This is a genomic window from Oceanobacillus polygoni, from assembly GCF_008304605.1.
GTDB classification, from domain to species: Bacteria; Bacillota; Bacilli; order Bacillales; family Amphibacillaceae; genus Oceanobacillus; species Oceanobacillus polygoni.
On the sequence record NZ_PIJY01000045.1, the window covers coordinates 263,872 to 281,895 of the forward strand.

General features: G+C 37.6%; 19 protein-coding genes. 14 read left to right on the plus strand and 5 right to left on the minus strand.

The genetic code is table 11. From position 1 onward, the window contains the following. The first annotated feature begins 173 nt into the window (after window positions 1-173). The gene (locus tag F1560_RS20185) at window positions 174-896 is read left to right on the plus strand and encodes a hypothetical protein (RefSeq protein ID WP_149476423.1); all 723 of its coding nucleotides are present in this window, start codon (window positions 174-176) and stop codon (window positions 894-896) included. A 185-nt stretch (window positions 897-1,081) separates the two neighbouring features. Here the strand turns inward: F1560_RS20185 and prli42 are convergent, their stop codons facing one another. Further along, window positions 1,082-1,219 (minus strand): stressosome-associated protein Prli42, encoded by a 138-nt coding sequence (prli42, locus tag F1560_RS20190; protein ID WP_149476424.1) that lies wholly within the window; start codon window positions 1,217-1,219, stop codon window positions 1,082-1,084. A 170-nt stretch (window positions 1,220-1,389) separates the two neighbouring features. On the opposite strand from prli42, the gene F1560_RS20195 reads away from it, so the two are divergent. Together F1560_RS20195 and F1560_RS20200 are read left to right on the plus strand one after the other, a co-directional pair. After that, the gene (locus F1560_RS20195) at window positions 1,390-2,517 is read left to right on the plus strand and encodes a M20/M25/M40 family metallo-hydrolase (protein ID WP_187773784.1); all 1,128 of its coding nucleotides are present in this window, start codon (window positions 1,390-1,392) and stop codon (window positions 2,515-2,517) included. A gap of 89 nt (window positions 2,518-2,606) precedes the next feature. Continuing rightward, complete coding sequence (locus F1560_RS20200; RefSeq protein ID WP_149476425.1) at window positions 2,607-3,860, plus strand: DNA polymerase IV; 1,254 nt, start codon at window positions 2,607-2,609, stop codon at window positions 3,858-3,860. Window positions 3,861-3,923: 63 nt separating this feature from the next. Here the strand turns inward: F1560_RS20200 and F1560_RS20205 are convergent, their stop codons facing one another. From F1560_RS20205 to F1560_RS20215, 3 genes are read right to left on the minus strand one after another with little or no spacing between them, the layout of a single operon-like run. Continuing rightward, window positions 3,924-5,294: an aldehyde dehydrogenase gene (locus F1560_RS20205; protein ID WP_149476426.1), complete on the minus strand. Its 1,371-nt coding sequence runs from the start codon at window positions 5,292-5,294 to the stop codon at window positions 3,924-3,926. A 13-nt stretch (window positions 5,295-5,307) separates the two neighbouring features. Continuing rightward, the gene (rnz, locus tag F1560_RS20210) at window positions 5,308-6,234 is read right to left on the minus strand and encodes a ribonuclease Z (RefSeq protein WP_149476427.1); all 927 of its coding nucleotides are present in this window, start codon (window positions 6,232-6,234) and stop codon (window positions 5,308-5,310) included. Window positions 6,235-6,280: 46 nt separating this feature from the next. Then, complete coding sequence (locus tag F1560_RS20215) at window positions 6,281-7,006, minus strand: glycerophosphodiester phosphodiesterase (RefSeq protein WP_149476428.1); 726 nt, start codon at window positions 7,004-7,006, stop codon at window positions 6,281-6,283. A 200-nt stretch (window positions 7,007-7,206) separates the two neighbouring features. Between F1560_RS20215 and F1560_RS20220 the strand changes: the two genes are divergently transcribed. Both F1560_RS20220 and F1560_RS20225 read left to right on the plus strand, forming a co-directional pair. After that, a complete protein-coding gene (locus F1560_RS20220) occupies window positions 7,207-8,004 on the plus strand; it encodes an SDR family NAD(P)-dependent oxidoreductase (protein ID WP_149476429.1) in 798 nt (265 codons plus the stop codon). 30 nt (window positions 8,005-8,034) lie between these two features. Beyond that, window positions 8,035-8,367, plus strand: coding sequence for an iron-sulfur cluster biosynthesis family protein (locus F1560_RS20225; RefSeq protein ID WP_149476430.1), 333 nt, complete (start codon window positions 8,035-8,037; stop codon window positions 8,365-8,367). 71 nt (window positions 8,368-8,438) lie between these two features. Here the strand turns inward: F1560_RS20225 and F1560_RS20230 are convergent, their stop codons facing one another. Next, entirely contained in the window at window positions 8,439-9,359 is a 921-nt protein-coding gene (locus F1560_RS20230; RefSeq protein ID WP_149476431.1) for an aldo/keto reductase, read from the minus strand. 137 nt (window positions 9,360-9,496) lie between these two features. Between F1560_RS20230 and F1560_RS20235 the strand changes: the two genes are divergently transcribed. The 9 genes from F1560_RS20235 (at window position 9,497) to F1560_RS20275 (ending at window position 17,824) form a co-directional block, all read left to right on the plus strand. Beyond that, window positions 9,497-10,042: an NUDIX hydrolase gene (locus F1560_RS20235; RefSeq protein ID WP_149476432.1), complete on the plus strand. Its 546-nt coding sequence runs from the start codon at window positions 9,497-9,499 to the stop codon at window positions 10,040-10,042. A gap of 2 nt (window positions 10,043-10,044) precedes the next feature. Beyond that, window positions 10,045-11,211, plus strand: coding sequence for an endonuclease Q family protein (locus F1560_RS20240; RefSeq protein WP_245347711.1), 1,167 nt, complete (start codon window positions 10,045-10,047; stop codon window positions 11,209-11,211). A 168-nt stretch (window positions 11,212-11,379) separates the two neighbouring features. Further along, a complete protein-coding gene (spoIIM, locus tag F1560_RS20245; protein ID WP_149476433.1) occupies window positions 11,380-12,018 on the plus strand; it encodes a stage II sporulation protein M in 639 nt (212 codons plus the stop codon). A 104-nt stretch (window positions 12,019-12,122) separates the two neighbouring features. Then, a complete protein-coding gene (gene fur, locus F1560_RS20250) occupies window positions 12,123-12,578 on the plus strand; it encodes a ferric iron uptake transcriptional regulator (protein WP_095308886.1) in 456 nt (151 codons plus the stop codon). A gap of 616 nt (window positions 12,579-13,194) precedes the next feature. After that, a complete protein-coding gene (locus F1560_RS20255; protein WP_149476513.1) occupies window positions 13,195-13,392 on the plus strand; it encodes a DUF4227 family protein in 198 nt (65 codons plus the stop codon). 5 nt (window positions 13,393-13,397) lie between these two features. After that, a complete protein-coding gene (gene xerD, locus F1560_RS20260; RefSeq protein ID WP_149476434.1) occupies window positions 13,398-14,288 on the plus strand; it encodes a site-specific tyrosine recombinase XerD in 891 nt (296 codons plus the stop codon). Between the two features lie 97 nt (window positions 14,289-14,385). After that, window positions 14,386-15,564 carry a phosphopentomutase gene (deoB, locus tag F1560_RS20265; RefSeq protein ID WP_149476435.1) on the plus strand — a complete coding sequence of 393 codons (1,179 nt, stop codon included), beginning with the start codon at window positions 14,386-14,388 and terminating at the stop codon, window positions 15,562-15,564. 15 nt (window positions 15,565-15,579) lie between these two features. Further along, entirely contained in the window at window positions 15,580-16,401 is an 822-nt protein-coding gene (locus F1560_RS20270; RefSeq protein ID WP_149476436.1) for a purine-nucleoside phosphorylase, read from the plus strand. A 118-nt stretch (window positions 16,402-16,519) separates the two neighbouring features. Beyond that, window positions 16,520-17,824, plus strand: a complete 1,305-nt coding sequence (locus tag F1560_RS20275) for a pyrimidine-nucleoside phosphorylase (RefSeq protein WP_149476437.1) — start codon at window positions 16,520-16,522, stop codon at window positions 17,822-17,824. Window positions 17,825-18,024 lie beyond the last annotated feature (200 nt).

The window sequence follows — 18,024 nt, forward strand, 5'->3', positions numbered from 1 at the left end:
TATCTGTTTTGCTTTATCGTTTTAGGATTAATCTCCTAGCGATAAAGCTTTTTTTCTTATCCATCCGACAATACTTTCTGGTTCTTCGCAAACGCATTCATTTTTCACCTTCTACTGGGTATGCTATGGAATGGCAGAAAACCATTTTATTTTTTTGAAAGGATGTTTAAAAAATGATGAAAAGTTTCTTGTTAACAGTAGCAATTACAGTAGGTATGATATGGTCCGCACCGAGCATTTTAGCTTCCATCCATGATGATATCGTTTGGAAGTCAGTTAGTGATCACAACGGAGAGCAGGAAACGAATGGTAGCTTTTTCGAAAGTAAAGCTTTGTTGAAGTTACATGCGAAAGAATTGGGTATTGATATGAAAGGGAAGGACAATCAAACACTCGCTCACGAGATATATGAAAAAATGATTTTTCAAGCGGCTAAGGAGTTAGATATTGAGCAAGAAGGAAAATCCATTGATGAATTAACAGAAGAAATTCATCATGCTAGAGTCGTGGAAAAGGCAAAAGAGCTTGATATTGAAACGAAGGAAAAACCCCCAGAAGTTTTAGCAAAGGAAGTACATGAGTTTCTTATTAAACAAAAGGCTATAGAGCTGGGAGTTTCTGTAGAAGGGAAAGATTTTAAAGCATTAAAAACCGAAGTTATGAATGCTGCATTAACAAAGAAAGCAGCAGAATTAGGTATTATGACAGAAGGAAAAGAAGCAGCAGACATTAAAAATGAGATTTACGAGGCAAAAGTTATCCGTTCAGCTGAACAGCTAGACATGGATGTTGAGGGTAAAGATGCGGAGCAGCTCTTAGATGAAATCATAACGGATCATTTTGAACAAGCAAAGGAGCTTCAGTTATTTCCGTTTAAGAAGAGCGAAACGGAATAATTTATGTGGGTGACCGATAAATGTTAGTATAAGTAAAGAGCGTGCTTTGATAAGAATGTTTCAAAACACGCTCTTATTATAATTTTGCTAATGACAATTAGGGGTTGTAATGATTTGAGCTTAAAGTTTAAACAATCCATGCGAACATAAATAAAGGCTAGAAAAATCCATCCTGTTTGTTGTAATTAAATGATAAATGCCAATCCAGCAGTAAAGGTCGACACAAGCATTAAAATAATCATGATATAAACAATAATTTTATTTCTTCGTTCACGTTTTGATTTTTTTCTTGGAGCAGAATTGTAATTTGTATTTGCAGCCATTAGAGAACCTCCTTCTAAACACATTTCTACTAAGTATTTTAACGTGAAAACGTAATATGGACAAGTCATAAAAAGAAACGACAGGCTAGCTATTAGAAAAGCATAGGAATATCCTACTGTAAAAAAGGATCAACTTATAGTAGCCTATATATAGGATAGGAGGATTATATATGATAATCGTAAATCAAGAAAGATTAGTAGAAGAATTTATCGAGCTTGTAAAGGTTGATTCCGAGACCAAGTTTGAAGCGAAAATTGCAGAAGTATTGAAAGATAAATTTACAAAACTTGGTGTAGAAGTATATGAAGATGAAAGTAAAGAAACGACTGGCCATGGTGCGGGGAATTTAATTTGCACGTTGAAAGGGAATGTAGAAGGAGCAGACACCATCTACTTCACATCTCATATGGATACCGTTGTTCCAGGGAAGGGGGTACAACCATCGATTAAGGATGGCTATATTACTTCAGATGGAACGACTATTTTAGGAGCGGATGATAAAGCGGGACTTGCAGCGATCCTGGAATCGATTCGTGTCATTAAAGAAAATAATATCCAGCATGGTGATATTCAATTTGTGATAACGGTTGGGGAAGAATCTGGTTTAGTAGGTGCAAAAGAATTAGATAGCTCCCTTATTCACGCCAAATATGGTTATGCGCTTGATAGTGATGGTACAGTTGGTGATATTGTCGTTGCTGCACCTACTCAAGCAAAAGTGCTTGCTGTTATCAAAGGGAAAACAGCACATGCAGGTCTGGAACCAGAAAAAGGCATATCTGCGATTACGCTTGCTGCAAAAGCAATTTCGAACATGCCCCTAGGGAGAATCGATGAAGAAACAACTGCTAATATCGGTCGGTTTGAAGGTGGAAAGCAAACAAATATTGTTGTTGATCACGTTGAAATTCTAGCGGAGGCAAGGTCGCTCGTACCAGAAAAAATGGAAAAACAAGTTGCAAAAATGAAGGAAGCCTTTGAAAACACAGCTGCGTCCTATGGTGGATCCGCAAATGTAACCATTAAGGTAATGTATCCAGGCTTCAGTCAAAAAGCTGGGGATCAAGTAGTAGAAGTAGCACGGAAGGCCGCCAAATCCATTGGCAGAGAAAGTAAGTTGTTAAAAAGTGGTGGCGGAAGTGATGCAAATGTAATTGCAGGCTTTGGTATCCCAACGGTTAACTTAGCTGTTGGTTATGAACAGATTCATACAACGAATGAACGCATTGCTGTTCGCGATCTTGTTAAAGTAACCGAACTAGTTACCGCAATCATAAAAGAGGCAGCAAACAGTTAATCCAACGAACCTCCTATGGTCAGTAAACATAGGAGGTCTTTCTATTTATGATATAATAAAGGTAGCATTAAACAAAGGATGGAATAACGATGGCAATTTCTGAACAGAAAAAAGGAAGAGTCATTTTTCATATTGATATGAATTGCTTTTATGCATCTGTTGAAATGGCTTATAACCCGAATTTGAAAGGGAAGCCATTAGCCATTGCTGGAAACCCTGAAGAGCGAAAGGGGATTATCGTAACAAGTAGTTACGAAGCAAGGGCAAAAGGTGTGAAAACTACGATGACAATTTGGCAAGCGAGGAAGCTTTGCCCAGAACTTATTATCATGAAGCCAAATTTTGAACGGTATAGGCTCGCGTCGAAGGAAATTTTTAAAATGCTAGCTGAAATAACCCCCTATGTCCAACCCGTTTCAATTGATGAAGGGTATATGGATGTAACAGACACGAAAGGCCTTGGGAACCCATTAGAAATCGCTCAAAACCTTCAGCAACGAATTTTAAATGAATTAGATATACCTTGTAGTATTGGAATCGGGCCAAATAAATTTTTAGCTAAAATGGCATCGGATATGAAAAAACCACTAGGGATAACAGTCTTGCGAAAGCGAGAGCTAGCCCAAACATTATGGCCATTGCCAGTCGGACAAATGTACGGTATCGGAGAGAAAACGGCGGAGAAATTGAATACAATTCATGTTGAAACAATCGGTGATTTAGCGAAGAGTGATGTTTATGAGTTGAAACAACTGCTTGGGATTAATGGAGAACGATTGAAAAACAGGGCAAACGGTATCGATTCAAGACCTGTTGATCCGGATGCAATTTATGAATTTAAAAGTATCGGAAGCTCCCAAACCTTACCGGACGACACGACGGATTGGAATGAGATAAACAGCTTAATGCTTCAGTTAGCAGATAATGTGGAAAGAAGAATGAAACGAAAAAACGCAGCTGGAAGAAGTGTTCAGATTACGATTCGCTATCACGACCGTAAAACAATCACAAGAAGTAGAAAGTTACAAACCTACATTGATCAAAAGTCAGATATTTTATTTATAGCAAATGAATTATTGGAACAGCATTGGAACCAGGAGCCGATAAGGCTGTTAGGAATAACAGTCCAAGATGTGGAAGAAAAACAGCAACTTGGCCAACAGCTCGACCTATTTACTTATGAGAAAGAAGCAAAGAAGGAAAAGCTTTACGCTGTAATCGATGATTTAGCTGAAAAATATGGGAAAAACCTCTTTAAGCAATGGGAAGAAAACGATAAAAAAGATAATGCTCAACCAAGAACAAGTTTTCAAAAAGATTTTCTCGATGATTACAAAAAATAAATCCCGCACCTATATAAATAAGGAGCGGGATTTTTTCACGTCTAGCATCGTCTGCACTTTTGTTTATTTTATCATATTCTTAACTACTGTTTCCGCTAGTTTGCTACCAGGGTAACGGAAAGGTAAATCAAATTTCGTCGTTTGTTTTAAGATACCTTTTTTATGGGAGAAAGTATCAAAGGTGTGTTTGCCATGGTATGCTCCCATACCGCTGCTACCAACCCCTCCAAATGGAAGATGGGGATTAGCTAAATGATATAACGTATCATTAATGGAACCGCCACCGAATGAAACGTATTCCATTACTTGCTGCTGCATCTTTTCGTTATCACCAAAATAGTAGAGAGCAAGTGGCTTTTCCATTTTTCTAATTTTATAAAGTGTATCTTCAATATTCGTGAAAGAGAGCACTGGCAGAATAGGGCCAAAGATTTCCTCTTTCATAACTGAGTTTTCCCACGTGATTTTATCCAATATCGTTGGTTCAATCATTAGTGATTCTCGATCCGAATTCCCACCATGTAAAACCGTTCCCTCTGTTAAAAATGCTTCCAGGCGATTAAAGTGCTTTTCATTGATGATTTTAGTGTAGTCTCCGTTCTTGAGCGGGTCTTTCCCGTAAAATGATTTAACATGCTTTTTCATCGCTTTGAGCAGCTTAAATTTAACGGACTCATGTACATAGACATAATCTGGTGCAACACAGGTTTGCCCGGCGTTTGTAAATTTTCCCCAAACAATTCGTTTTGCAGCGAGATTAATATTTGCATCCTCATCAACAATAGCTGGACTTTTCCCACCAAGTTCAAGTGTAACAGGGGTTAAGTGTTCACTAGCTGCTCGCATTACTATTTTTCCAACTTCTGAACTTCCAGTAAAGAAAATGGAGTCAAAATGCTGTTTCAATAACTCCGTACTTACTTCCTGTCCACCTTCAACAACTGTTAGGTAAGAACTATCAAATGCACCTTCCACGATATCAGCTAAAAGCATAGAAGTTGCTTTTGCATGTTCAGATGGTTTGATGATAACGCAGTTTCCGGCAGCGATTGCGCCAATAACAGGAGCTAAAGCTAGCTGCAACGGGTAATTCCAAGGGGAGATTACTAACACTACCCCATAAGGTTCCTTCATAATATAGCTTCTTGAACCCTTATGTGTAATAGGAGATGGGACCTTCTCGGCAGCCATCCAGAACCTGAGATTTTTGATAGCTACATCGATTTCAGAATAAAGAAAAGCAAGCTCTGTTGTTAGTGTTTCATGTTTCGATTTATTTAAATCCTTTTTCAATGCCATATAGATTTTGCTTTCATGCTTTTTTAGCATTTCTCTTAACTTCTCTAATCTATCTTTACGAAATGTATAATCTACTGTATTGCCGTTTTGAAAAAAAGCTCGTTGATTGTTTACAATTGTTTCAATGTATTCCATTAAAAACGCTCCTCTAGTTTTTTGTTGCTATGTGAAACTGGAAAAAATCTTTGGCGAGATAAGTCTCGGGAAAAATTTCTCGAGCTTCCGCTAGAATTCGTTGATCGTCTTCTGTTTGATAACGCGAAGAAATGTGTGTTAATAGCAACTGTTTTATACTACTTTTAGCAGCTAGTGAGGCTGCCTCTGTATTTGTGGAGTGAAAGTAGTTTTGAGCTAGCTCAACTTTATCGCTTGTAAAAGTTGCTTCATGTATCAACAAGTCAGCCCCTTTAACAAACTCACTATAATCCTTTTGACTCCGTGTATCGCCAAGTATACAAATAACTCGACCTTTTTTATTTGGACCAATAAAGTCTTTTTGGTATAGTTTTTGACCGTCTTCTAATTGTACCATTTTATTGCTTTTAATTTGACTGTAAATTGGGCCAGGTTTAATTCCAATGTTTATTAGTTTATCAATTAGTAGTTCTCCGGTTTTGTCTTTCTCTGTTATTCGAAATCCAAAGCTAGGGATACCATGGTCTAGCAGTTTAGCATGTACTGTGAATTTATCGTCCTCTAGAATAATCCCCTCATTCATTTCCACAATTTTTAATGGGTAGTTGAGGTGTGTTCCACTTATATCTAAACTTGTATGAATATATTCTGCAATTCCTTTTGGACCATATACCGTTAATAAGCCTTCTCCAGCCTGAAATGATCGGCTGCTTAAAAGACCAGGAAGACCATAAATATGGTCTCCATGTAAGTGCGTAATAAATATTTTATCGATTTTTCTAGGTTTGATACTAGTATGTAAAATTTGATGCTGTGTACCTTCACCGCAGTCAAACAGCCAAATACTATTCAACTCCTGTAATAGCGTTAACGCTATTGCTGATACATTGCGCTCTTTAGATGGAACACCTGCGCCTGTACCAAGAAATATTAATTCCATAGTAAACCTCCATTTATCATTCCGTTTCTAAAAATTTGGTGTTCGTTTAAAGTTTATCTCGATATAGCAGTGCTTTATTTGGTACGTCTGTAAATATCCCATCACAGCCGAGCTGGAAACAGCGCATCATTGGTGAAAAATGATTTACAGTATAGACACGAACCCGCATGTTTTCCTGCTGGCATTTTTGAATGAGTGTTTTGTTTAATAAGCGATATTTAATATGAATCGCCTTTGCCCCAAGCTCTTTTGCATAACTTGGTAAATTTTTGATTTTACGAGATGTGAGTAGTGCAATTTCGATACTTGAACATAATTGGCTAAAACGTTGTACACTATTCGAGTTGAAAGTTGAAATAGTCGTACGATCTACAACGTTATACTGTTTGAGTAACTCGTACACAATTGGCTCCAAATACATATAGTCTATTTTATTATTTTTTAGCTCAAGATGTAAGTGTAGAGGTGTATCGATCATCCATCTCAGAAACTCCTCAAGTGTTAAGATTTTTGTCCCCGAAAATTCATTCGAAAACCAAGAACCGGCATCGAGTTGTTTTAATTCTGCAAGGTAGTAATCCTTTATGTAGCCAAGACTATTTGTTGTTCGTTTTACATGCTCATCATGAATCAGAACCGGAATGTTATCTTTTGTCAACTGTACGTCCGTTTCGATTGCTTCAGCTTTCATACGAAGTGCTAGTTCGAATGCAGGCATCGTATTCTCCGGAGCAAGTTTACTAGCACCGCGGTGCGCGATGATCATCGTCATACATTTCACCTCTTTATAATTGTGTTAGATTTTAAGTTAAAAGTCAATTTACACACAGTCTAACTATACGTTATCGATAAGCGTCAAGATTGAAGTATGTAGAGATGGACGGTAGAATGGGGGATGTGTTGGGAAGGAGTGTAAACTCTATTTAGCTAGTATTGTATACAATCTCATCTTATAGAATGGAACGATTAGGTATGATTAAAACTCGACTTCATGATAAAAAAATTATTGTCACAGGAGCTTCAAGCGGTATTGGCGAACAGTTATGCAGAAAGATTGCAGAAAATGGCGGAATCCCAATCATGCTAGCTCGCTCTGATAATAAATTAACTGCAATTCAAGTGAGTTTGAATTCGCAACTAAATGCCAAAAGCTTTGTATATAAAGTTGATTTACAAAATAAAGACGATATTGATTTAACCATCAACCGAATTTTAGTGGAGCATGAGCAAATACATGGCCTGATTAATAATGCTGGTATCGGTGTTTTTGATGCTGTTGAAGACATAAAATGGCCAGAACTGCAACAGACATTCCAGTTAAATGTATTTTCATTAATGCGTATCACGCAATTAATAATTCCTCATTTTAATCATTATGGGCAAGGTCATATTATGAACGTCGCTTCACAAGCCGGGAAAATTGCTACACCCAAATCAGCAGCCTATGGTGCATCCAAACATGCAGTTCTTGGATTTACGAATACATTGCGCCAAGAAATGGATGGAAAAGGTATTTTTGTAACTGCTGTTAATCTCGGTCCAGTTCGCACAAATTTTTTCAAAGCTGCAGATCCGAGCGGAACCTATCAACAGAGTGTGGATCGCTATATGCTTGATCCTAATCGGGTAGCTCATGTAATTATTCGTCATTTGTTTACTAAAAAAAGAGAAATTAATATGCCGTTCTGGATGGAAGCTGGAAGTATTTTTTATCGATTATTTCCAAGTCTGATGGAGAAGCTTTTTCGCAGTTCTTTTAACAAAAAATAAATGGCATGATATGAAAAGGAGAGTTTAATGATGCAATTAACGATTACACCTGAAGCTGAACAGAAACTGAATGAATTAAAAATAAATAATAATAGCCTGGTTTTATGGTATGACACAGATGGCTGTGGATGTGGTGTGAATGGGTTGCCTACAATCCAATTGGTTACCGAAAAACAAGATTATCATCAAGCTCTTGCGGGTAATACAACGATCCCAGCATTTATTGATAGCAGACAAGCTGTTTTCTTTGCGAATGATATGAAACTAGATGTTAGAAATGGTGTCTTTCGCCTTTCAAGCCCCGAGGGTATTCTAAATCCGTTTATCTCTACCCAACAAGTCTTGCATCATAATAAGATTTAAAGACGAAGACGATGAAAAAGCGAAAACATCCACGCATGGTTGTGTTTCGCTTTTTTTCATAAACTTATTTATTATCGATGATCCGTATAGACATTGGCTTTTGTCATTTGTTTTAACTGGTTATATTCTTCATTCGATAATTGTTGTGATTCCTCGTGTTCGACATTCTCTTTTACCTGTTCTACCCGGCTTGCTCCAAATACAGCCGTAGCTATTGCTGGGTGTTTTTGTACATACTGTAATGCAAGTGTATTTTGAGATGACTTATGCTGCATTAATTCGGAAATACCTTGCTGTACACCCAGTAACTCTTTATAGGAATAATCAAGATACCCTTCCTTACCTTTTCTTTCCATAACTTTTTCAGCATCATTACTTAACATTCCTTTTGCAAGCGGGCCGCGTGCTAGTACACTAATTTCATGGGAATGAAGTAGATCTAAAGTCGTTTCCTCTGGACGGCGGTCAAGTAGGCTATATTGTGTCATCACACCATCAATAGAAGAGTGGTCGATATATTCACGTATAACATTTGGACGTATGGAAGAAATACCATAGGCACGAATTAAACCTGCCCTTTTTAATCCTTCGAATGCGTCAATCGTTTCATGGATTGGATCATCGATTGTCCCACCGTGCAGCATATAGAAATCAATGTAATCCGTCTGCAGTCGTTTTAAACTAGCCTTAACAGCTTGCTCAATATATTTTTTCGATGGATCCCAAAACCATGTTTTTTCTTCTTTATCAAAATGGTTTCCGACTTTTGTCGTCAGGATAATTTGATCCCTTTTACCTTTAATCGCTTCACCAATAATTTCTTCGTTCTTACCAAAACCATATAAGTCCGCAGTATCTAGATGATTAATTCCATAATCAATTGCAGCATCGATGATTTCCTTTGCTTGATTTATGTCCGTTCCAAGTGACATACAGCCTAATGTTAGTTCAGAAATCATAATATTGGATTTGCCTAATCTGTTTCTTCTCATTATTTTCACTCCGTTTCTAGTAAATGCTTGTCTTTAATTGTAAGGAGAGCTACGATAGAAAACAAACTTTTTATACCAGCTACCTGAAAAATCGTATGCTACAATAGAGATAGAACTTTTGATAAGGGTGATAAGCGATGAAGAAATTTGAAGAGAAAACAATTAAGAGTGAACAAGTATTTAATGGGAAAATAATTAATCTGCAAGTGGATGACGTAACATTACCGAACGGTAAGACAGCTAAAAGGGAACTTGTTAAACATCCAGGTGCTGTAGCCGTCATTCCAATAACGAAGGATAATAAAATTATTTTTGTTGAACAATATCGAAAGCCTTTGGAAAAATCACTGATTGAGATTCCTGCTGGTAAACTGGACTCAAATGAAAATCCGCTTGCTGCAGCGGTACGTGAATTAGAGGAAGAGACTGGGTATACTACAAATGATCTTTCATTTGTAACTTCTTTCTATACATCGCCTGGATTTGCTGACGAGTTAGTTCATATCTATGTTACGGATCAATTAGTAAAAATGGAGAATCCGCCACAAGGTGATGATGATGAGTTTGTTGAAGTACTTGAATTAACACTAGATGAAGCAAAGGAGTATGTAGTTGAAGAACGAATCCATGATGCAAAAACAAATTATGCGATACTCTATTTACACGCCTTAGGGAGGCTCTAGGATTGAACGTTTACTTTGCTGATATGCATATTCATATTGGCCGTGATAAATACGGAAAGCCAGTGAAAATAACAGGCGCAAAAAGTCTAACTTTAACGAATATTTTAATGGAGTCAAGTAGGAACAAAGGAATTGATATGATCGGGGTAATTGATTGTCACGCTCCAGCTGTACAGGAGGAAATTAAAGCATTAATTGAAAAGGGAGAGGCTAGCGAATTACCGGAAGGTGGTATTCGCTTTGAACAAGTAACGCTCATACTTGGTTCAGAAATTGAAGTTTATGATGAAAATTGCCTCGGTCCCATTCATGTGCTTGTGTTTTTACCGACACTCTCCAGCATGGAGGAATTTTCCCAGTGGCTGTCAACTCGAATGAAAAATATAACCTTAAGCTCACAGCGGTATTATGGAACAGCCAGGGAGCTTCAATACAAAGTAAAAGAATTGGGTGGATTGTTTATTCCAGCCCATGTATTTACGCCGTTTAAAAGTTTGTATGGGAAGGGTGTTCGTCATTCCTTAAAAGAAGTATTAGATCCAGATTTAATTGATGGAATTGAATTGGGGCTAAGCTCCGATACGCAAATGGCAGATCAATTATCTGAGCTTCACCAATACACCTTTGTGACGAATTCAGATGCCCACTCCCTTCCGAAAATAGCTAGAGAATACCAGGAGATAGTAATGCAAGAACCGACTTTTAAGGAATTTAACTGGGCATTACACCGGGTTGAAGGTAGACGAATCAAACGTAACTTTGGAATGAACCCATTGTTGGGAAAATACCATACAACAGTCTGCAGCAACTGTTTTGTACAGGTGTCACCCGAAATCAGGACTTGCCCGAAATGTGGTTCGACGAAAATTATTAAAGGTGTTTCCGATCGTATTCAAGCGTTAAAGGATACGGAAAAGCAAGCATCAGAACGACCTGATTATTTATATCAAGTCCCGCTTGAATACTTGCCATCATTAGGGCCAAAGACGTTTCAGAAACTATTAACAGCCTTTGGAACGGAGATGGAAGTTATTCATTACGCGCCATATAAAAATTTAATAGATGTTGTACCAGAAAAGCTAACGAATTCTATTATGCAAATGCGTGAAGGGAAATTACCGATAAAAGCAGGCGGTGGTGGGAAGTATGGTAGTATTGGCTCTTCCTAATTTATGTCATAACTAGGATAGTTGGTATTTTTATCTCGTAATCCTCATAGTTTTTAACTATAGAAGTTGTTCAAAAATCCGGTGAAAATGACGTATCGAATTTCTCGTTCATTTTCATCCTCCTTTTTGAACATCTATTTAAAGACTATTTGTAGTAGGAGGATTACGATGTATAAAAACAGCTTTCTTGTATGGGAACATATAAAAAATCATGCCACTATCTATCTATTTATGATTATTTTATTTTTAACAGGAATTATTTTTGGAGCAGTAATTGTCAACAGTATGGGTTTCATACAAAAGCAGGATCTGTTTTTTTATCTGGAACGTTTTTTTGGACAAATAACAGAAGGTGTTTCAATTAGTAAAAGTGATATTCTCTGGCAAAGTTTTACATACCATGCCAAATACCTTTTGCTTTTATGTATACTAGGATTATCAGTAATAGGACTACCAATCGTATGGGTACTTATTTTCGTTAAAGGACTGGTCGTGGGCTTTTCAGTTGGGTTTATTGTGAATCAACTTGGATTACAAGGTCTATTATTAGCTTCATTATCAATCGCACCACAAAACATTTTAATTATTCCAATTTATATTACTGCTGGCTCTATTTCGATGATTTTCTCATTAACATTGTTAAATAAATTATTTTCCCGTAAAAATCATCAATTATTACTGCAGCCGCTAGCAAGGTATAGTATTATTTTTGTAACCCTGCTAGTTGTATCGTTTGCCGCAGCACTAATTGAGGCGTATTTATCCAATCAAGCAATGCAAGAGTTAATTAAATCACTTTACCTATAACCAATGTTATATTATAATTATTATTATTAAAAGGTGAGAATATACTTTGACATAGAAATAAAAGGTGCATATAATAAAGGTGGGAAATGAGGAGGCGAACTGCCGTGGAACATCGAATAGAACAAATAAAAAAGCAGCTGCATGCACAGAGCTACAAGCTGACTCCACAAAGAGAGGCAACGGTTCGTGTCTTATTGGAGCGAGAAGAAGACCATCTTAGTGCAGAGGATGTATATCTGTTAGTAAAGGAAAAGTCTCCTGAAATTGGTCTGGCAACAGTGTATCGGACATTGGAGCTACTCTCTGAATTGAAAATTGTTGATAAAATTAATTTTGGCGATGGTGTGTCACGTTACGACCTACGAAAAGAGGGCGCCAAGCACTCCCATCACCATCTTGTATGTATTGAATGTGGATCCGTTGAAGAAATTGAAAATGATTTATTAGAAGATGTTGAAAAAATTGTTTTAAATGATTGGGGATTCCAAGTAAAAGATCATCGGTTAACCTTTCATGGAATATGCAAGCAATGCCAAGAAGCAGCAGTGAAAGCAACATAAGTAGAGACCTTTTTCCAAATGGAGAAAGGTTTTTATTTTTTGCTGTTGCGTATTAAACTTAGGTTTGAGTAAGAAGGTTGTCTTTTATCGACATAAAAGAAATAAACTGTGAACTAATGTGCAATGGGGTATAGAGCTTTTGCGCCGCTTCGGAAATACACTTCGCTCGTACTGGTTTATTGGCCATTACAACAACGTTTATCAAAAACAAAATCGTCGCTCTAACCAGTCCGGCGGTGACTCTTTCGGGAACAGCACGTGTCCGAAAACCCTGCAGAGTGGTTTTCTCGAGAAGGGCTGAGGCCGTGCCTGCGGAAAGCATCGGCCCGGACGATCCCGGACGACGATTCTTGATCAGACTTAGCAAATAACATTAGTCCGCCGTTTCTCTTGAACGCTAAGAAAGTTATCCTAGGCCATTGGTATAAAGTATCTCCACTTCCTCCATTTAGCTATTACCTATTTCTGATTTTTGCTTAAATGTTGAGCTGGACTTTATTTTGTTATAATTTACAAATTGCTTGAAAAAGGTTACATTTGAATAGTATATTGTGATTCTAACCTAGCATATCTTTAAATAAACAACTATTTTGGGGAGTAGTGCTAGGTGAACAGAATGATACGAGATACGATAAAAGTGTTTGTGATTTTTACAATGTGTACCGTTTTATTTTATGTAGGCTTACAAATTATGCATCGGGAGTATGAAGAAATTCATCGTTATGATCCTCCCGAAGGCCCAGCTGTTAAAGTGTTTTATTCACAAACAAAGCTATTGGAACGATTTCAATTATTTTTCAAGGCAGGGGAGTAGTATGTATGTTGAAATACGCATTGGAGGATTTTATTCATTTTCTGCAAATCGAGCGTGGTCTGTCCGATAACACACTTGGTTCCTATAGACGTGACCTTAAACATTATATCGAACATATTGAAAAGGAAGCAAAGAAACAATCATGGGATCAAGTAACTAGAAATGATATTATAAGCTTCTTATATGTGCTAAAAGATAGTGGTAAGTCGACAGCAACCATTACAAGACATGTCTCATCAATTCGCAGCTTTCATCAATTTCTAATTCGCGAACAGATTGTGCCCCATGACCCTAGTTTACATATTGAAACACCAAAAAAAGAAAGAAAGCTTCCTGACATTCTGTCTCAAGCAGATGTAGAAAAATTACTCGATATTCAAACGAATTCTTCGCTTGCCATTCGTAATAAAGCAATGCTTGAATTACTATACGCAACAGGGCTTCGAGTATCCGAGCTAATTTCATTGAAGATTAGTGATTTGCACCTAACAATGGGGTTCGTTCAATGCTTTGGAAAAGGATCAAAAGAAAGGATTGTTCCATTAGGTGATGCAGCAAGAAACGCATTGGAGCAATATTTAGACCTTGCAAGAGGGAAGCTCGTAAAGAATAAAACTGAATCGGCATTGTTTGTTAATCAGCATGGTAGAGCCTTATCACGCCAAGGCTTTTGGAAAATTCTTAAAGGGATAGCTAGAGATGCAGGGATTAATAAAACATTAACCCCACATACGCTAAGACATTCCTTTGCAACGCATTTACTAGAAAATGGTGCAGACCTACGTGCTGTTCAGGAAATGCTCGGACATGCTGATATTTCAACAACTCAGATTTATACACATGTCACAAAAGCACGATTAAAAGATATGTATAAGGCATACCATCCTAGAGCATGAAGTTGGTTTCGAAACAGTGGTCTGACATCCTACATCATAAAATTGAAACATATATCCTTAGTGATGCGGGAATATAGTAACAGGAGGTTTGATAGAAATGAATCAATTTAAACGTGTATTTTTAGTTGTTTTGGATTCTGTAGGGATTGGTGAGGCACCAGATGCTGCGCAATTTAACGACGTAGGTGCTGATACGTTAGGACATATTGCAGAACATATGAATGGTTTGAATATGCCACATACGGGCCAATTGGGATTAAGTAATATTAAAGAAATAAAAGGAATTGAAAAGGCTGTTCATCCAAAAGCACATTATACAAAAATGCAGGAAGCTTCCAACGGGAAAGATACGATGACCGGACATTGGGAAATTATGGGTCTTCACATAAGCAAGCCATTTCGAACGTTCCCTGACGGATTTCCAGATGAGTTATTAAATGAACTGGAAGAAAAATCTGGAAGAAAAATTATTGGGAATAAACCGGCATCAGGTACTGAAATATTGGATGAGCTTGGAGAAGAACATATGAAAACCGGTGCTCTGATTGTTTATACGTCGGCAGATTCAGTACTGCAAATCGCAGCACATGAGGAAATCGTTCCAATTGAAGAACAGTATCGCATTTGTGAAATCGCGCGTGCTCTAACATTAGATGAAAAATATATGGTTGGCCGGATTATTGCACGTCCGTTTATTGGTAAACCTGGTGCATTTGAGCGAACATCAAACCGACATGATTATGCATTGAAGCCATTTGGCAGGACGGTAATGAATGAATTGAAAGATAATAAACTGGATGTGATTGCATTAGGGAAAATTTCCGACATCTATGATGGCGAAGGAGTAACCCAAGCAGTTCGAACAACTGATAATGATGATGGCATGACAAAGTTGGTGGCATCAATGGATCAGGACTTTACAGGTATTAGCTTTTTGAATTTAGTTGATTTTGATGCAAAATATGGTCACCGAAGAGATCCGGAGGGTTATGGAAAAGCATTGGAAGCATTTGATGCAAGATTGCCTGAGGTTTTAGATAAATTACAAGAGGATGACCTGTTAATTATTACTGCAGACCATGGGAATGATCCGACGCATCATGGTACAGACCACACGAGAGAATATGTACCATTGCTAGTGCATCATAAAGCCATTTCAGAAGGAAGAGCATTACCAATTAAAGAAACATTTGCAGATATCGGTGCTACAATTGCTGATAACTTTAACATACCTATGCCTAATCATGGAAAAAGCTTTTTAAATGAAATTAAATAGAGGGGAATCAGCAAAATGAATCATGCAGCAATTAAAGAAGCGAGCAATTATGTGAAAAGCAAACTAAAAGAGACACCAGAAATTGGCTTAATTCTTGGTTCTGGTTTAGGAGTTCTTGGTGAAGAGATTGAAAATCCGCTAACCATTGCCTATAAGGACATCCCACACTTTCCAGAATCAACAGTATCTGGACATAAGGGACAACTTGTAATCGGAACGTTAGAAGGTAAGCAGGTTATCGCGATGCAGGGACGTTTTCACTACTATGAAGGCTATTCCATGACCCAAGTAACATTTCCGGTTCGTGTTATGAAGGATTTAGGAATCGAGTCCATTATCGTAACGAATGCCGCTGGAGGAATTAATGAGGAATTCACTCCTGGTGACCTCATGCTCATTACCGACCACATTAATAATATGGGGAATAGCCCATTAATCGGGAAAAACGATGAAGACTTAGGTGTTCGTTTTCCTGACATGTCCCAGAGCTATGATCGAGAATTCATAAAGCATGCAGAAAGCTGTGCAGCTTCACTTGGTATTTCCGTTCAAAAAGGTGTGTATGTTGGTAACACTGGACCAGCTTACGAAACGCCTGCAGAGGTTAGATTGCTGAGAACACTTGGTGGGGATGCTGTAGGAATGTCTACTGTACCAGAAGTAATGGTAAGCAGACATGCTGGCATTCGAGTTCTTGGAATTTCTTGTATTTCAAATATGGCTGCAGGTATATTAGATCAGCCACTAACGCACGATGAAGTAATTGAAACAACAGAAAAAGTGAAAACAAACTTCCTACAATTCGTTAAAAAGATTGTAAGTACATTACCAGCTTAAGTATGTATAAGTGTGTTCAAAAGGAGGAAAAAAAGAGTCGAGAAGTTCGATAGCTATTTTTTCCAGACCTTTTGAACGGCCTCTACAAAACTAAAATATATAAAAAAGGTGATTAAAAATGAGAATGTATGACATCATTGAGAAAAAACGAAACGGCAGGGAATTAACCAAGGAAGAAATTACATTTTTTATTGATGGCTATACAAACGATGAAATTCCAGATTATCAAATTAGCGCTTTATTAATGGCAATTTATTTTCAGGATATGACAGAAGAGGAACGTGCCAGCTTAACGATGGCTATGGTTGAATCAGGGGATCAGATCGATTTATCGGCGATTAAGGGAATTAAAGTAGATAAACATTCTACTGGTGGAGTAGGTGACACGACAACGTTAATTCTTGCCCCATTAGTTGCCTCGCTTGATGTACCTTTAGCAAAAATGAGCGGAAGAGGACTAGGTCATACTGGTGGTACAATTGATAAATTAGAAGCCATTCCAGGATTTCATGTAGAAATATCAAATGATGCGTTCATCGATCTCGTTAATAAAAATAAAGTGGCGGTTATTGGTCAATCAGGTAATTTAACACCAGCTGATAAGAAACTATATAGTTTAAGGGACGTTACAGCAACTGTAAATTCGATTCCACTAATAGCTAGTTCGATTATGAGTAAAAAAATCGCTTCCGGAGCTGACGGGATTGTTCTAGACGTCAAGACTGGTGCCGGAGCTTTTATGAAAGATTTAGAAGATGCAGAAGAACTAGCGCATGCGATGGTTTCCATTGGTAATAAAGTTTCAAGGAATACAATGGCTGTTATTTCGGATATGAGTCAACCACTAGGATATGCGATTGGGAATGCGCTTGAAGTTAAAGAAGCAATTGAAACGCTTCAAGGAAAAGGCCCTGAGGATCTGACAGAGCTTTGCCTCGCCTTAGGAAGTCAAATGGTCGTGCTTGCTGACAAAGCAAAAGATATTGATGAGGCACGACAGTTATTACAGGAATCCATTACAAATGGAAAAGCATTTGAGAAATTCAAGCAGTTTATAGAATCGCAAGGTGGTAATAAAGATGTGGTAGACAATCCAGAATTACTACCACAAGCGAAATTTAAAATCGACTTACCTGCTAAAACCGCTGGTAGGGTAGCAACAATCGTTGCTGATGAATTAGGTACTGCTGCAATGATGCTCGGTGCTGGCAGAGCTACGAAAGAATCTGAAATTGACTTAAGTGTTGGTATCGTGCTCCATAAGAAGATAGGTGACGCTGTTGCAGAAGGTGAATCCTTATTGACAATTCACTCCAATCAGGAAAATGTTGACCAAGTCATTGAAAAGTTGTATGAAAATATTACGATAACGACCGATCATATGGAGGCTCCCACATTAATTTATCAGACAATAACGGAATAAAAACATGGAAAAGCGCACGGTTGTGTGCTTTTTCTTTTTTATTTTTTTGCGTATGAAAATGCCAATATTCGTCAATCCTTACATTATAGAGGATGTTCAAAAATTCTGGGGAAAATGAGGTATCGTTCTTTCCAATGGGCAGATAGGAAAAACTAGACTTTAGCCAATCTAGTTCTTCTTTTTTGAACACGCTTTTATAT